The sequence below is a fragment of the Pseudoalteromonas sp. 68 DY56-GL68 genome, assembly GCF_041414825.1.
In the GTDB taxonomy this organism is placed as follows: domain Bacteria; phylum Pseudomonadota; class Gammaproteobacteria; order Enterobacterales; family Alteromonadaceae; genus Pseudoalteromonas.
The window spans coordinates 56,740-70,506 of the sequence record NZ_JAOCZL010000007.1 but is presented as its reverse complement, the minus strand read 5'-3'; the positions used below and the strand labels follow the sequence as shown (position 1 = coordinate 70,506).

The window sequence follows — 13,767 nt, the reverse complement described above, 5'->3', positions numbered from 1 at the left end:
TAGCGACATAGAATGCACCCTTAGTCTGTTTAGTAAAGGTTATTTATCGCAAGCGGTTGGGATGTCGCGTTCGCTGTAGTAAACTCGATAAACAATTTTCAGCGCAAAGAGTATTCTAACATGTCGGAAAAATTTTTAGTTCAACTTAGCGAGCAGGGTGCTGCCGCGCATTGGGGTGAAAAAGCCTCTCTTTCTTTTACTGAACAAGGCGCAACCGTTCATTTAACTGAGCAAGATACACTTAAAAACGTACAAAAAGCAGCGCGTACGTTAGCGAATCAAGGCTTAAAGAATGTTGCTCTAACGGGTGATGTTTGGTGCACTGAAACACAATGGGCTTTTTATCAAGGCTTTGTATCGCCAAAAAATTTAGATGCAGTTGAGTTTGCCGAAAACGCAAAAACAGATAGCAATGAACTGGCTGCATTAACAAAATCAGCGACATGGGCTCGCCAAATGATCAACGGTACTGCCGATGATATTTTTCCTGAAAGCTTGGCAGGTAAAGCGGCTGAGTTTATTCAGTCATTAGCGCCTGAGCACGTTAGTTACCAAATCATTAAAGGTGATGCACTTTTAGAACATCAATGGATAGGTATTCACGCTGTAGGTCGTGGTAGTGAGCGTCCACCTGTATTATTAGAGCTAGATTACAACCCAACGGGCGACGACAATGCCCCTGTTGATGCTGCTCTTGTGGGTAAAGGGATCACATTCGATTCGGGTGGTTATTCAATTAAAGCAAGCGAAGGCATGCTTGGTATGAAGTGCGATATGGGCGGTGCGGCGACGGTTACTGCTGGTTTAGCGCTGGCTATTAGTCGTGGTGTGAATAAACGCATTAAGCTGTTTTTATGTTGTGCTGAAAACTTAATTTCAGGTCATGCTTATAAATTAGGTGATATTCTTACTTATAAAAATGGCACAACAGTTGAAATTGTTAATACAGATGCTGAGGGGCGTTTAGTACTCGCTGATGGCTTAATGGCTGCGGGTGAAACTGGCGCACCATTAATCATTGATGCGGCAACGTTAACAGGGGCTGCACTTGTGGCTGTTGGTCAAGAGTACAATGCGTTATTTGGCCTTGATAAAGACTTTGTGCGTGAAGTACAAGATTTTGCAGAGCAAGAAATGGAAGCTGCATGGCCACTTCCTCTTGAAAAGTGGCACCAACAAAACTGCCCATCGCCTTATGCTGATACAGCAAATAGTCGCCCACAAAAAGGCGGCGGTTACGGCGGTGCGTCAAATGCGGCTGGCTTCTTATCGCGCTTTGTTCCTAACGATGGTAAAGGGTGGGTGCACATTGACCTTGCTGCAGCATTTAATATGGGCAGCACGAGTGAGTGGGCCGCGGGTGCTACAACGCAAGGTATGCGTACGGTTGCTAGAACGTTGCTTGAAAAAGCTTAATTGAGTACTACGCATAGTACATTATCAAAAGCGCCTTTATTAGGCGCTTTTTTGTTTTTTAATGTGATTTACAAACTGATACAAGATTTTTGGCATCATTTAGTATAAAATCTCGCCCCACATTTTCTCATCAGGTGGTTAGTTTAAATTTCATTAACTACACTTGAATGATCAATTCACACTGGGGTCTCTATTTATGTCAGATAAGTGCTATATCACTGCGCAGCAGTTACTTGAAGATTCGTTTCGCGTTGCTGCTAAAGTTTATGAAGATGGTTTTCGTCCTGATTTCATCATTGGTATTTGGCGTGGTGGTGCTCCTATCGGTATCGCAGTACAAGAGTACTATGATTACAAAGGCATAGAGACAGATCATATTGCTGTGCGTACATCGTCTTATTACGGTATTAATCAGCAGTCAAAAGAAATTAAAGTACACGGTTTGCATTACATCATCGAAAATGCCAATGCAGATGATTCGTTGTTGATTGTTGATGATGTATTTGACTCTGGACGTAGTATTTTCGCTTTAAAAGAAAAACTTTCTGAATTAATGCGCTTGAATCTGCCACGCGATATTCGTGTTGCTTGCCCATATTACAAGCCTAAAAACTCAAAAGTAGACATGGTGCCTGAGTATTATATTCATGAGTCTGATGAGTGGTTAGTTTTCCCTCATGAGCTATCAGGTTTAACGCCAGATGAAATTATTGAAGGCAAGTCAGACTTAGCAAATATCCAAGACTTATTATTAAATAAGTAAATTGCTACTTAAATAAAGTGAGTATGTAGGCACATACTCACAATTGTGAAAAGCTATCAACATAGTTGCTTAGCTTTTCTATATCAACAACCTTAAGTCCTTGGTTGCTTCTTACTATCAATCCTTTTTCTACCAGCTCTGTCACTACGCGGCGATAAGCGCGTTCAGTGGTTGCGAAACGTTCAGCCTCTGCATTAACCGTAGGGTAGGCACGTAGCAGTGTTGGATTATTATTCTCAGCCCTTAATAAACAGTCTTTTGCTATGTTGTAACTCAGTGGCAATAGGAGTTTATCGAGATTAATTTTCTGATTCTCTTGAAACTTAGCGGCGATAGTTTGTGCTGTGTACAAGCTGAGTTCTGGCTTTTCTAGTAACAGTGAGCGCCAATGTTTTAGCTCGATTAAGTTATAACTTACATCGCTAAAGCAGGTCACGGTGTAAATACAAGGTAAGTTATTTAGTGCCTCGATCTCGCCAATTAAGGTGTTATTACAATCAAGCTGGCCGAGTAATAGTCTACGCCCATTACCCACGTCATAACTGAGCGACACCGTTCCGCTTCTGACTAACACGAGTTTAGACAGTGGTTGATCTTGATGGATCAGCACTTCTTTTTTTGCTTGTTGGTATCGACTTCCTGCAAAAGTAAGTAATTGCTCAACTAGATAACTTGAAAAATGATATTGAAACATTAACGCCGCTCTTCGGACAATTGTCCTATTTATTACACCTTAATGACGCTAGCATTAAGATTCTAAGAATTCACGCTAACTTGCTAGCGAGGCCATGCCTTGCTTGTACCTTCATTTCCCGTGTTAATGATTTTAAGCAAAGTATTTACTGTGCTTTAATAAGGTTTTTAGTAAGTTAGCTTTTTTATTTTCATTGTTAAAGTAGCAATGAGTAAGTCAAAAAAAATGACAAGCTCTAATGCTAACCTAAAGCCTAGGAGAGAACAATTGAGTTGGGAATATTTAGGCTATTTAGCGTCTGCCTTGTTGGTCGCTTCTTTAACAATGAGTGATGTGGTTAAGCTACGTTGGTTTAATTTGGCTGGATGTATTGCATTTACTTGTTACGGTATAGCGATTGATGCCATTCCTGTTGCATTCACAAATGGACTACTGACGTTTGTAAATATCTACCATATTATTAAATTAAAGCGTCAGTCATCGACTGACGCTAAATAGTGACCATTTAGTTTTCTTGTTGATATTTTAGTTCGCCACCAATCCATGTTTGCTTAACCTTGATGTCATGAATCTGTGATACCGGAACAGTAAAGTAGTCTTTGTTTATTAAAATAAAGTCAGCCCATTTACCTTGCTCTAAACTGCCTAATTTAAACTCTTGATGAGCAGCATAAGCGCCGCCTAAAGTGAACGCTCGTAAAGCTTCATCTCTCGATAATAGTTCTTTTGGTCGCCAACCACCTTTTGGTAACTGGTTGTGATCCATGCGAGTAATGGCTGAATATAAACCATCGAATGGGTCAGCTAGTTCTACAGGAAAGTCAGAACCCGCAGCCACAATTGAGCCTTGATCTAAAAATGTTTTCCAAGCATACGCACCGGTAAGCTGTTTATCGGTCAAGCGTTGTTCAGCCATATGCATATCAGACGTGGCATGCACAGGTTGCATTGAGGGAATGATTTTTAGTGATTTGAAGCGAACAATATCGTCGGGCGTAACAATCTGCGCATGCTCAATACGGTTACGTAATAAAATTCCCCCAGATTTTTTAAACACTTTTTCGTAGGCATCTAATACGATATGGTTCGCTTTATCACCAATAGCATGGGTGTTCGCACTAAAACCATTTTCAAAACTTAAGGTGAAAAGTTGTTCGAGTTTTTGTTGTGTTTCAAGCATCAAGCCATGATAATTTTTACGATCAGCATATTCATCAATTAGTGCAGCACCACGGCTCCCTAGCGCACCATCGGCGTATACTTTTACGCTTCTAATTGACATGTAGTCATGCATATCTTTATAGCGACCCGCTTTTAACATGGTGTCTAGTTTCGGGTCGCTTGCGCTTAACATAGCAACAATTCTCAGCGGTAGAGTGCCTTGCTCTGCACGTTCTTTGTAAACTTGCCACGTATCATAATCAATACCCGCATCGTGGGTTGATGTAATGCCTAAGCTAAGCAAATGTTTACCTGCATTATCTAAAGCAGTATTAATGCTAGCGTGGCTTGCTTTTGGTACATGCTGAGTTATTAGTGTTTCGGCTTTATCAATGAAGACACCTGAAGCTAACCCTGAGTCCAGTTTTAAAATTTCACCACCGGCAGGAGAGCGAGTGTCTTTTTCGATACCAGCAAGTGCCATGGCTTTCGAATTAACCCACACTGCATGGCCATCAACTCGAGACAGTACCACAGGCTTATCTTTTACATAGCGGTCTAAGTCTGCTGCCGTAGGAAATTGTGCGCCTGGCCATTGCTCTTGGTTCCAGCCACGACCAATGATCCAGCCTTGTTTATCTTTCGCAAATTCTGCGAGCTTCTTTCCGACCTCATCAACTGATCGGGTATTTCTAACATCCAGTTGCGATAGGTTGTTACCAAGGCCAATAACATGGCCATGGGCATCAATAAGGCCGGGTAGCAAAGTCGCCTGCTCACCATCAAAGGCTGTTGCATCAGGATAACTGGCTTTTAAGGAGTCATTACCTGTTTTAACCACCTTGCCATCTTTGATGACCAATGTTGAAAACTGTTTGGTATCCCCTTTATAGGTCGGTGTGTAGCCATTGACGTTATAGATAACCGTTGTGTTTGCAAAACAGGATAGTGATGCTGATGCGAGTAAGCCGATGATGAATTTCATAATTGTCTTGTTTTTATTGATTTATAAAAACAGTATCAGAGTTGTAATAAACTGCAACTACTTGAACAAAAATGACAGGGGAAGGGTGCTTGGCACACCCTTAATTTATTTGCTAGCGTAAACTTCAAACTCTGCGAGTGATAACTTGTTATCTTTGTCTTTATCGTAACTTTGAAAACGAGACCAAAGTGCTGGGTCTCGTGCTGATTCAGAGCGACTTAAGTAGCCGTCATCATTGCGATCAAGTTGTTTAAACTTCTCACCAATACTGCCAGAGGCTAAGCTCATAGTACTAAAAAGAAAACATGAAACTAAGCTGGTGATGGTTAATCTTGTCATTGTTTGTTAGCTCTTACTTGTTAAATAATTTTTAAACTCAAGGAGTGATATGCGCTTGTCATTATCTGTATCCCACTGACTTATACGCTTTTTAAGATGAGGCTGAGGCGTAAGTTCGTCAGGGCTTAAATAGCCATCTTTATTCTTGTCGAGATGATTAAAACGTTGTTTTACATCTAATGCAAAGCTATTAAAGCTAAAAGTCATAAGGATTAGTGAAATAACTGAGACTATTTTCATACTGCGCTCCTTGTTAGTGAAAGTGCTTGCCATAATTTAATTCCCAAAATTAAATCCGTTTACACACTCCCTCAGGGATTATGGCAAACACTTTAAGTCGTTAAAGTTTGAATTTCTCAAACTCTTGCTCTGATAAAACCTGATCGTCATTTTTATCTAGATCAGCAAATTGCTTCAGTAAGTCATCATGTTGTGTGGCTTCTGTAAGCGAAATTTCACCATCGGCATTCGTATCAAATTTAGCGAAACGTACGTCCATTTGTGATGCTAAAACGGTTGCGCTGATCACTAAAAACATCAGCGAGAAAGCGGCAATAAGTTGTTTCATTACAATCTCCTATTGAACAAACAATTGAAATTCTGAAAAAGAAATTTGGCCATCTTGATTCGTATCAATTTGTGAAAAGTTGTCGTGTAACAACGCGTCTTCCGATGCCTCTGATTCACTTAAAGTGCCGTTACTGTCTTTGTCCAGTTCTTTAAAAGAATCATTTAAGTTAAGGGCATACGTGGTTGTTGAAATACAACACACAACCGTCAGCATAGTAAGGGCCAATTTCTTCATTTTAATTCCTAAGAAAATTAATTATTTACTCTAATACAAAAACAATGCCAAAGTTAAAAGCTGTTAATTATCATGTTGTTATGTGTTTTTTGGCGTGTGTCGGTAGAAATTCTTACATGGTTTTGTGTCTTTTTTGCAACGGGAAAATAAATTTTTAAATTTAACCTTTTAAAATCAGTTGTTTAGTTTGTCTCCAAATTGCAACGATATTGATTTTTTAGTGAAAATAGTGCTGAATTTCAGATAAAATTCAGCCAGTGTATAACTTAACTCATAGATAATTTATACCTGTCACACCTTGAAGGAAACCTATGCAAAGGCAAGCTAGCAGTAAGTTTAAACATCTACTCGATTGGCGTCCCAATTTAATCGGGCAATTTGTGTTTAGTACTCTTTTATCATTATTGCCTTTATCTTTGGTTGTGATCCTATTTTTAAATGCGCTCAACAAGCAGCTTGCTGTCACACAAAAAATAGTGAGCGATAACTACTTAGTAACCAAAACATTTAATAGTCTTAAGCAGGACCTAAATAGCCTTGAGAGAGCAACAAGGCAAAACTGGGTGTTGAAAAGTGAATCACTTGACACCTTAATTGCAAATAAATGGCAGTCATCTTTACAAAGCATTGATGAGCTAATTTTTTTGAGTCCTTCACCTGATTACGTTAACCAATGGCAGCAGCTAGCCGATGTGTTGAGCTTTGCTCAGCAACACTTGGTACATGAACAAAAACAAGATGGTGAGCTGTTTGCACCAGCCAGTAAACTGATTGCAGAGCAAACGCTGTGGCTACGTGATCAGAATGAATTACGCATCACGAAAAACCAACAACACTTAAAAACCTTACAAGCGTCATTTATAAATTGGCTATTGGCATTGATCCCTATTACTTTGCTGGTGAGTGGCGGGTTTTTATGGCGGATCAGTGGGCGTTTACGCGAATTGACATCTGTTATCGATAAACTGGGACAAGGTCATTGGCAACAAAATATTTCTGTTAAAGGTTCTTCTGAGCTTATTGAGTTAGGCAATAAGTTACAATGGGTACAAGCACAACTTCATATGCTTGAGCAGCAAAAAGATACATTCTTACGTCATGTTACACATGAATTAAAAACCCCATTGGCTTCTATGGTTGAAGGAACAGATCTCCTCGCTGATGAAATTGTGGGGCCTATCAATGCAGAGCAGCAAGCTGTATTAGAGCTTATTACACAAAGCATGGCGCGGTTACGCATTATGATTGAAAGCCTTTTAAATTATAATGCAATTCGCACCAGTAAGGAGAGCATCACCGAATTAGACTTTTCGGTGATGATGGGCAAAATAGAGCGACATTTTGAACATCGCCTCATAGCGCGAGATCAATCGTTGCTTTGGTTAAATGAATTACCTAGCCGATCTCTTTATATTTCAACGGAATTATTAGAAATGATTTTAGTGCAGCTTATTTCCAACGCATTAAAATTTTCACCAGAAAAAGAAGCAGTTACCATTAAGGTGACATTTAAACACAGTAAGCTTATGGTGTCGGTGAGCGATCTTGGCATTGGTGTTGATGAATCCGAAAAAATGTCTATTTTTGGTGCATTTTATCAAGGTAAAAATGCCAAAAGCCAAGCTGAGATGGGCAGTGGCTTAGGACTTACTATTGTGAAAGAAACAGTTGAACAACTAAACGGTGAGCTAAAGCTCGAAGACAATGACCCCCATGGCTGCTGTTTTACCGTAATATTACCAATTCAATTAACCCAGGGAGTTAACTGATATGGGCTTAGCTAATAAAGCCAGTTTTATGATGATTGCTGCACTAATGCTCTCGGGCTGTTCGTTGCTAGAAACTAAGCCCGTAACAGAGCAAGCGCAGCAAGTAGTTAATAAAAAACATGTAACACCCGAAGAGGGAGAGCCTAATCCCAAGCCGCGTCCGAAAAGTGAGCCGATGTATCCACCTGCAAATATTGTTATTGCTTGGCATGCCCAGCAATGTGGAGGCTATAAGAGCACACATAAAAAAGTAAGTTATGTAGGTGAAAAAGAAATCAAAGCGTTGTTTAAATCACTGTGTCTAGAGAGCGAAGCAAGTCCAGAAAAAACGTTGGCTTTACTAGACAAAACAGATCAAGCTTACTATTGGCCAGATGATATAAAGCAGTACCTTTGGCTTCAAAAGCAAAGTGTTAAGCAGCATTTAAAAGCGAAACAAGCAAAGCAAGCATTAACCGAAAAAATGGAAAAAACATTGTCGTCACTGGCTACGATTGAGCAGCAACTTCTTCTTCGCGAAGAGACTAAGGAGCAGTAAGTATGAATGAAGTAAGTAAACCTCGCGTGTTACTAGTGGATGATGACGCGAGTTTATTAAAGCTGTTAGCAATAAGAATCGAGTCTAAAGGCTATCAAGTGAGTACTGCTGAAAGTGGCATTGTGGCTCTTCAAGAGCTTAAAAATAAAACCTACGACGCGGTAATTACCGATTTAAGAATGGACGAAATGGACGGAATGGCGCTGCATCGTCAGTTGCAAAGCCGCTACCCATCTATGCCTGTCATCATGATGACAGCGCATGGTTCGATTCCAGATGCAGTCGAGGCGACAAAGCAGGGAATTTTTGCATTTATCACAAAGCCTGTTGATAAAGATGAGTTATTTGACAGCTTAGCAAAAGCAATAGAGATCCATGGAGTGCATGGGGAGGAAGCGCCAACTCAAACCAATATTGTGACGCGAAGCGGGGCGATGCTGCATTTACTTGAACAGGTTAAGCTACTGGGGCCGACACAGGTTAACGTACTTATATCTGGTGCCAGTGGCACAGGTAAAGAACTACTTGCGCAAGCAATCCATCAGCATAGTCACGTTAGTGACGGTCCATTCGTGGCGATTAACTGCGGTGCAGTACCCGGTGAGCTACTAGAGTCGGAATTATTCGGGCATAAAAAAGGCGCGTTTACAGGGGCTGTGAAAGATCATCAAGGTTTATTTCAGCAAGCACAAGGCGGCACACTGTTTTTAGATGAAATTGGTGATATGCCACTGAACTTACAAGTGAAGTTATTACGCGTATTACAAGAGAAAACGATTCGCCCTGTTGGCTTCCAAGAAGAAATTCCAATTGATGTCAGAGTTGTATCTGCCACCCATAAAAACCTTCCCGAAGCGATAAATAACCAACAATTTAGGGAAGATCTTTATTATCGATTGAACGTTGTTAATTTAAAGCTACCACCTCTGTGTGAACGCCGTGAAGATATAAGCTTGTTGGCACAGCATTTTGCAGGGCAGATAGCAAAGCGCATGAATCAAGACGAAAAACGCTTTGCAAGCGATGCGATGCATGCGCTAGTGAGGTATGATTGGCCAGGTAATATTCGCCAACTACAAAACGTGATTGAACAAGTTGTAGCCTTGACGCCAGGCGGAGTTATTTCTGCTCAACTGGTGGAGTCTGCACTCAATAGTAATGTAAGTATTGCGGAACCACTTTCGCTGAATGATGCGAAAAAAGAGTTTGAACGAGATTATCTAATCAATACCTTAAAGATGGCAGCCGGCAATGTCGCAGAGGCCGCTAAGCTTGCAAAACGGAACCGTTCAGATTTTTATAAGTTAATAAAAAAACACAACATTAATGTCGAAAACTTAATGTAGAGCTAGCATAAGGAAAATTCATGTCGCTTTTTTTAGTCTACCTTGGTGGACGTATTCAAGGTTGCCACATAGAAATGCATGATGTGCGATTTGTTGTGGGAAGTACGATTGAACAAACATACTCAAAATTAAAAGCACAGTGGGTCGGTGATAAAAACAATGTGCACATGGATAGTTACATGCAAATCCAGCACATTGATGGATACAAGGTTGAGGTTGTTGAAGAAGCGCATTCACAACCTGAAAAATTATACTTTGTGAATCTAGGTGCCTATCGTGCTGATAGGTTGGCAGAGCAGCATGATTTTTCACTCTATGTTGCACGCAGCAGTGAAGAAGCTAAACAACGTGCAAAAGAGTCTTTACTTGCAGGGTTAAGCCATCTCCATAAGGATGATTTACACGATGTCGATGATTGTTTCGCGATTGACTTGCTCGATAGTAACTTATCAATCAAATTAACCCCAAGCGGAGAATCACAAGCAATGAAACCGGATTGGTTTGGTTATCACGTTTTATAAACTAATCCTGATTATCGCTTTTACTAGCAATTTTAAAGGCGATAATCACTAGGCCAAATAAAGCAAAAGGCAATGCCGCAAGTAAATACTCTACAGTATGATTGTCTTGATAATTTGGCTGAAGTAAGAAGTGTCCTACGACACAAAGCAGAATAGCGACGAATAAAACAGGTAGTAAGATCAGTTCTTTTTTTGGAGAGTGTTTTTTCATAACAAAGCGTCACATTGCAAAGGTGCGCTATTGTAATGAGCTAAGATTGATTAGGTCAAATAACTTGGTGACTTATATTGCGCTGCATCAATTTTTTTATTGGCCGCTTTTTTTACTGGCTTTTTAGGTTTTACTGGTTTGTCGGCTGTATCATTACAATTATACAGTCCCATAATAAACTCTATTTCCTCGCGTTGTAATCCAGACTGCATGATACCCCCCTCAATGTCGAATTTGCCATTTATACGACAAATACTAAGCAGTTGAAGCTGAATTATCGGTGAATAATGCGTCATTAAACTGTAATCATATGTAACACAAATTTGCTTATTTAATAGGCAGCTCCACAGTAAACACAACACCCGTGCCATCATCTAAATTTTCAGCGGCTACTTTACCGTGATGGTAATCGCAAATAAGCCTTACAATATAAAGACCTAAGCCTAAGTGAGGCTGCTGTTGATGTTGCTGACTTCTCACCGAGACCATTGAGTCGAAAATGTGTTCAACTAAACCGTCAGGTAGCAGAGGTCCTTGGTTGCTAATTTTTAATAATGCATGTTGCTCTTGCTTGATTAAGCTAACGGAAATTGTGCTTTGTGGAGTTTTAAACTCAAGTGCATTGTTGATGAGCTTATCAAGCAATTGGGCAATAAACTCTGGTGCGCCACTGACATTTAACGGCTCTTTACAAAGCGACAAGGTAAATAGACTTTCACCGTAGGTTATTTGATAGCCTTGCATGCAGCCGGTGATCACCTTGGTCAGATCAAATTCTTCAGCTTCGGCGCTTTGAATACTTTGTTCAAGACGCGTTGCTTCGCTCATGGTGGTAATAATTTTACCCAACCGCTCAACCCCTTCACTGGCACGGTCGAGATATTTTTGACTTAGTTCAGATTGTGGCTGCATTTGTAAGTTTTCAAGTGATGAGCGAACAACAGCCACAGGCGTGCGTAGTTCATGGGAAAGTCGTGATGACATATTTTCTAAGTAATCAGTATAACCACTTAAACGACTAACAATGTTGGCAAAGCTACGAGAAAGGTCACCAATTTCATCATTCGAATCGGCATAGGTTATTTTGCCGGTGATCCGCCCTTGGGCATCAATGGCTTGTTCGGCATTATCACGCAGGCGGCGAATACGGCTGGAAATTCGTGACGCAAAAAAGAACAGTGTCACAGTGCCAACAAGCATTACCGCTAAAATGACATTAAATAGCTTCTCTAGTGACTTATTACGCAGAGTGCGCACGCCATTGGTGGTTTCTTCTGCGATTACTGCACCAATCACTTTATCTTGGATCCAAATAGGGTAGGCGGCAGATAAAATAACGGCTTTGTTATCTGGGGTTAAACGCCATGATGATGCGGGTTTACCATTTAAAGCACTGGCTATGTGAGTGCCTTGCATCGCGGCGACATCATGTAAGGTATCAATAAATTCATTTTCTGGGCGAGTTAATATTTTATAGTAAAGAGGATGCAAATAATCTTGCTCAAAGCGTTGCCACCACGTTGTTGCAGGCGCATCTTTAAGGCCATCTGCCCAAACGCCATCAGCATGATGAATTGAGCCTGATTGCGCAAGTACACGATGATGGTTATCTACGACCCATATTCGACTACCACTGTGACCCATGCCTTTCAAAATACGGTTAATTTCTGGTGACGGCACTAAAACTGAGCCGATATCATTGGGGTTTTGTAGGTTTGAGGTCGACATAAGCTGGGGCTCAGCTTTGCCTTCATCCCAATCTTCAATCGCAAAACCGAGCTTGTTACCTAACATCGAAAGCGGAAAACGCAGCTCTATGTTGTAACCCGTGTCGGAGCTTTTAAAATAGCCTTGAATTTTCGTGACCGGCAGTTGTGTTATAGCATCAAAGGCATTGACCCAACCATCTTGACGAGCAGCTACCACATAACGTTTAAATTCACCTTCAGGTGTTTTTAACATGATCTGTAAGTGATCATTGCGGGTAAAGCTAAGCACATTTTTAGCACGATATACAAGGGAGCTGTCTGCGACTTTAAACACCGCATAAAGGTAGTTTTCGTATTTGCCTACCATGTGATCAAAACTTAGATCACTATCTTGATGATCATTATTTAACCCCTGTAAGTAGCGCTTGTCGTAATGCCAAAATAAGCTTTGATAAGGCTGCCACTCCGACAGTTTGCCATCAAGTTGAATCGGATTATTTAGGTTGTAAGCATATAAATCTCGGCCTTTTACTACTTGATCTAAAAAGTTGGTTTGCGAGTCAAACAAAGCGGGGCGCTCATGTAATGCGGTGGCGAGTGCGCGGGTGGTGCCCACTAAGGTTTTTTCTTGCCCTTGTCTTAAGAACTTTTCCATTTCCCACACATACTCATAGCCAAGCCAAGGCAATAAAAACAAAAAGCAGGATAAGAAAATAAACTTTGTTCTAAGCCCCAAACGCAGCATTAAGCTTGCTCCCAGCGATAACCCATACCGTAAACGGTATCAATGCAATCAAATGCATCATCTAAAGCAATAAACTTTTTACGAATGCGTTTTACGTGCGAAGTAATGGTGCTGTCATCAACATAAATTTTCGCATCACTCATTAATTCGTTGCGGCTTTTTACATGACCTGGACGCTGCGCAAGTGAATGCACCATCCAAAATTCTGTCACAGTTAAATCAACCAGTTGCTCTTGCCAAAAAACCTGCATGCGCTGGGTATCTAACTTTAACGGGCCGCGATGTAAAAGAGCGGTTTGATCAGCAGGTTGATCGAAGGCATCAAGGCGTCTAAACAATGCGCCAATGCGAGCAGCAAGATGCGCCATACTGATGTCTTTGGTTAAGTAATCGTCAGCACCCATGCGCAGGCCACACACGGTATCAATTTCGCTATCGCGGGCGGTTAAAAATATAATCGGTAAGGTTTTAGAAAGACTGCGTAATGTTTGGCAAAGTAAAAAACCACCATCTACTTCATGGCCAAGGCCAATATCAACAATGGCTAAATCTGGTAAAGATTGATTAAATGCCAGTTCAGCACTGGCTCTGTCAGCAAAGCCTACAACCTGATAGCCCTGAGCGCTGAGCATTTCTGTGTAGTTTTCGCGGATTGCTGTTTCATCTTCAACGATTGCTATTTTCTTCATTGTTAATACTTACTTAAATTCTTTCTATAGCGAACTATACCTAATTTTTTGCCTTGCGTACTGGCAAAAATGCGAT

The 13,767-nt window shown here is 40.7% G+C and carries 17 protein-coding genes; 7 read left to right on the top strand and 10 right to left on the bottom strand.

Going from position 1 to position 13,767, the window contains the following annotated elements:
* Positions 1-120 precede the first annotated feature (120 nt).
* Both pepB and NYF15_RS05060 read left to right on the top strand, forming a co-directional pair.
* Positions 121-1,416 (top strand): aminopeptidase PepB, encoded by a 1,296-nt coding sequence (pepB, locus tag NYF15_RS05065; RefSeq protein ID WP_193987735.1) that lies wholly within the window; start codon positions 121-123, stop codon positions 1,414-1,416.
* Between the two features lie 196 nt (positions 1,417-1,612).
* Positions 1,613-2,179, top strand: a complete 567-nt coding sequence (locus NYF15_RS05060) for a phosphoribosyltransferase (RefSeq protein ID WP_130149573.1) — start codon at positions 1,613-1,615, stop codon at positions 2,177-2,179.
* Positions 2,180-2,216: 37 nt separating this feature from the next.
* On the opposite strand, the gene NYF15_RS05055 is transcribed toward NYF15_RS05060, so the two are convergent.
* Positions 2,217-2,873: a Crp/Fnr family transcriptional regulator gene (locus NYF15_RS05055; RefSeq protein ID WP_062569528.1), complete on the bottom strand. Its 657-nt coding sequence runs from the start codon at positions 2,871-2,873 to the stop codon at positions 2,217-2,219.
* A gap of 267 nt (positions 2,874-3,140) precedes the next feature.
* On the opposite strand from NYF15_RS05055, the gene NYF15_RS05050 reads away from it, so the two are divergent.
* A complete protein-coding gene (locus NYF15_RS05050) occupies positions 3,141-3,371 on the top strand; it encodes a YgjV family protein (protein WP_062570023.1) in 231 nt (76 codons plus the stop codon).
* Between the two features lie 7 nt (positions 3,372-3,378).
* Here the strand turns inward: NYF15_RS05050 and NYF15_RS05045 are convergent, their stop codons facing one another.
* The 5 genes from NYF15_RS05045 to NYF15_RS05025 all read right to left on the bottom strand — a co-directional run bounded on the left by NYF15_RS05045 (position 3,379) and on the right by NYF15_RS05025 (position 6,163).
* A complete protein-coding gene (locus tag NYF15_RS05045; protein WP_371353000.1) occupies positions 3,379-5,019 on the bottom strand; it encodes an amidohydrolase in 1,641 nt (546 codons plus the stop codon).
* Between the two features lie 105 nt (positions 5,020-5,124).
* The gene (locus NYF15_RS05040) at positions 5,125-5,358 is read right to left on the bottom strand and encodes an EF-hand domain-containing protein (protein ID WP_062569530.1); all 234 of its coding nucleotides are present in this window, start codon (positions 5,356-5,358) and stop codon (positions 5,125-5,127) included.
* Positions 5,359-5,364: 6 nt separating this feature from the next.
* Positions 5,365-5,598 carry an EF-hand domain-containing protein gene (locus NYF15_RS05035; protein ID WP_130149575.1) on the bottom strand — a complete coding sequence of 78 codons (234 nt, stop codon included), beginning with the start codon at positions 5,596-5,598 and terminating at the stop codon, positions 5,365-5,367.
* A gap of 100 nt (positions 5,599-5,698) precedes the next feature.
* Entirely contained in the window at positions 5,699-5,926 is a 228-nt protein-coding gene (locus NYF15_RS05030) for a hypothetical protein (RefSeq protein ID WP_130149576.1), read from the bottom strand.
* Positions 5,927-5,935: 9 nt separating this feature from the next.
* Positions 5,936-6,163: an EF-hand domain-containing protein gene (locus NYF15_RS05025; protein WP_237118013.1), complete on the bottom strand. Its 228-nt coding sequence runs from the start codon at positions 6,161-6,163 to the stop codon at positions 5,936-5,938.
* Between the two features lie 311 nt (positions 6,164-6,474).
* Here NYF15_RS05025 and NYF15_RS05020 point away from each other — a divergent pair, with 311 nt between their 5' ends.
* From NYF15_RS05020 to NYF15_RS05005, 4 genes are read left to right on the top strand one after another with little or no spacing between them, the layout of a single operon-like run.
* Positions 6,475-7,932 carry a sensor histidine kinase gene (locus tag NYF15_RS05020; protein ID WP_371352999.1) on the top strand — a complete coding sequence of 486 codons (1,458 nt, stop codon included), beginning with the start codon at positions 6,475-6,477 and terminating at the stop codon, positions 7,930-7,932.
* 1 nt (position 7,933) lies between these two features.
* Positions 7,934-8,470, top strand: coding sequence for a hypothetical protein (locus NYF15_RS05015; protein ID WP_130149579.1), 537 nt, complete (start codon positions 7,934-7,936; stop codon positions 8,468-8,470).
* 2 nt (positions 8,471-8,472) lie between these two features.
* Positions 8,473-9,816 carry a sigma 54-interacting transcriptional regulator gene (locus tag NYF15_RS05010; RefSeq protein WP_193987730.1) on the top strand — a complete coding sequence of 448 codons (1,344 nt, stop codon included), beginning with the start codon at positions 8,473-8,475 and terminating at the stop codon, positions 9,814-9,816.
* Between the two features lie 20 nt (positions 9,817-9,836).
* Positions 9,837-10,337, top strand: coding sequence for a DUF1543 domain-containing protein (locus NYF15_RS05005; protein WP_371352998.1), 501 nt, complete (start codon positions 9,837-9,839; stop codon positions 10,335-10,337).
* A gap of 1 nt (position 10,338) precedes the next feature.
* Here NYF15_RS05005 and NYF15_RS05000 read toward each other — a convergent pair whose 3' ends face one another.
* The 4 genes from NYF15_RS05000 to pdsR form a co-directional block, all read right to left on the bottom strand.
* On the bottom strand, positions 10,339-10,548 hold the full coding sequence (locus NYF15_RS05000) for a hypothetical protein (RefSeq protein WP_062569538.1): 210 nt from the start codon (positions 10,546-10,548) through the stop codon (positions 10,339-10,341).
* A 50-nt stretch (positions 10,549-10,598) separates the two neighbouring features.
* On the bottom strand, positions 10,599-10,760 hold the full coding sequence (locus NYF15_RS04995; protein ID WP_157066206.1) for a hypothetical protein: 162 nt from the start codon (positions 10,758-10,760) through the stop codon (positions 10,599-10,601).
* Positions 10,761-10,875: 115 nt separating this feature from the next.
* Positions 10,876-13,002, bottom strand: a complete 2,127-nt coding sequence (gene pdsS / locus NYF15_RS04990; protein ID WP_371352997.1) for a proteobacterial dedicated sortase system histidine kinase — start codon at positions 13,000-13,002, stop codon at positions 10,876-10,878.
* Positions 13,002-13,691, bottom strand: coding sequence for a proteobacterial dedicated sortase system response regulator (pdsR, locus tag NYF15_RS04985; protein WP_193987727.1), 690 nt, complete (start codon positions 13,689-13,691; stop codon positions 13,002-13,004). The genes pdsS and pdsR overlap by 1 nt, the downstream gene beginning before the upstream one ends.
* Positions 13,692-13,767 lie beyond the last annotated feature (76 nt).

Bases quoted from the DNA above. Each gene is read 5' to 3' on its own strand.
- pepB (WP_193987735.1), top strand. From the start codon at position 121: ATGTCGGAAAAATTTTTAGTTCAACTTAGCGAGCAGGGTGCTGCCGCG.
- NYF15_RS05060 (WP_130149573.1), top strand. From the start codon at position 1,613: ATGTCAGATAAGTGCTATATCACTGCGCAGCAGTTACTTGAAGATTCG.
- NYF15_RS05055 (WP_062569528.1), bottom strand. From the start codon at position 2,873: ATGTTTCAATATCATTTTTCAAGTTATCTAGTTGAGCAATTACTTACT.
- NYF15_RS05045 (WP_371353000.1), bottom strand. From the start codon at position 5,019: ATGAAATTCATCATCGGCTTACTCGCATCAGCATCACTATCCTGTTTT.
- NYF15_RS05040 (WP_062569530.1), bottom strand. From the start codon at position 5,358: ATGACAAGATTAACCATCACCAGCTTAGTTTCATGTTTTCTTTTTAGT.
- NYF15_RS05035 (WP_130149575.1), bottom strand. From the start codon at position 5,598: ATGAAAATAGTCTCAGTTATTTCACTAATCCTTATGACTTTTAGCTTT.
- NYF15_RS05030 (WP_130149576.1), bottom strand. From the start codon at position 5,926: ATGAAACAACTTATTGCCGCTTTCTCGCTGATGTTTTTAGTGATCAGC.
- NYF15_RS05025 (WP_237118013.1), bottom strand. From the start codon at position 6,163: ATGAAGAAATTGGCCCTTACTATGCTGACGGTTGTGTGTTGTATTTCA.
- NYF15_RS05020 (WP_371352999.1), top strand. From the start codon at position 6,475: ATGCAAAGGCAAGCTAGCAGTAAGTTTAAACATCTACTCGATTGGCGT.
- NYF15_RS05015 (WP_130149579.1), top strand. From the start codon at position 7,934: ATGGGCTTAGCTAATAAAGCCAGTTTTATGATGATTGCTGCACTAATG.
- NYF15_RS05010 (WP_193987730.1), top strand. From the start codon at position 8,473: ATGAATGAAGTAAGTAAACCTCGCGTGTTACTAGTGGATGATGACGCG.
- NYF15_RS05005 (WP_371352998.1), top strand. From the start codon at position 9,837: ATGTCGCTTTTTTTAGTCTACCTTGGTGGACGTATTCAAGGTTGCCAC.
- NYF15_RS05000 (WP_062569538.1), bottom strand. From the start codon at position 10,548: ATGAAAAAACACTCTCCAAAAAAAGAACTGATCTTACTACCTGTTTTA.
- NYF15_RS04995 (WP_157066206.1), bottom strand. From the start codon at position 10,760: ATGCAGTCTGGATTACAACGCGAGGAAATAGAGTTTATTATGGGACTG.
- pdsS (WP_371352997.1), bottom strand. From the start codon at position 13,002: ATGCTGCGTTTGGGGCTTAGAACAAAGTTTATTTTCTTATCCTGCTTT.
- pdsR (WP_193987727.1), bottom strand. From the start codon at position 13,691: ATGAAGAAAATAGCAATCGTTGAAGATGAAACAGCAATCCGCGAAAAC.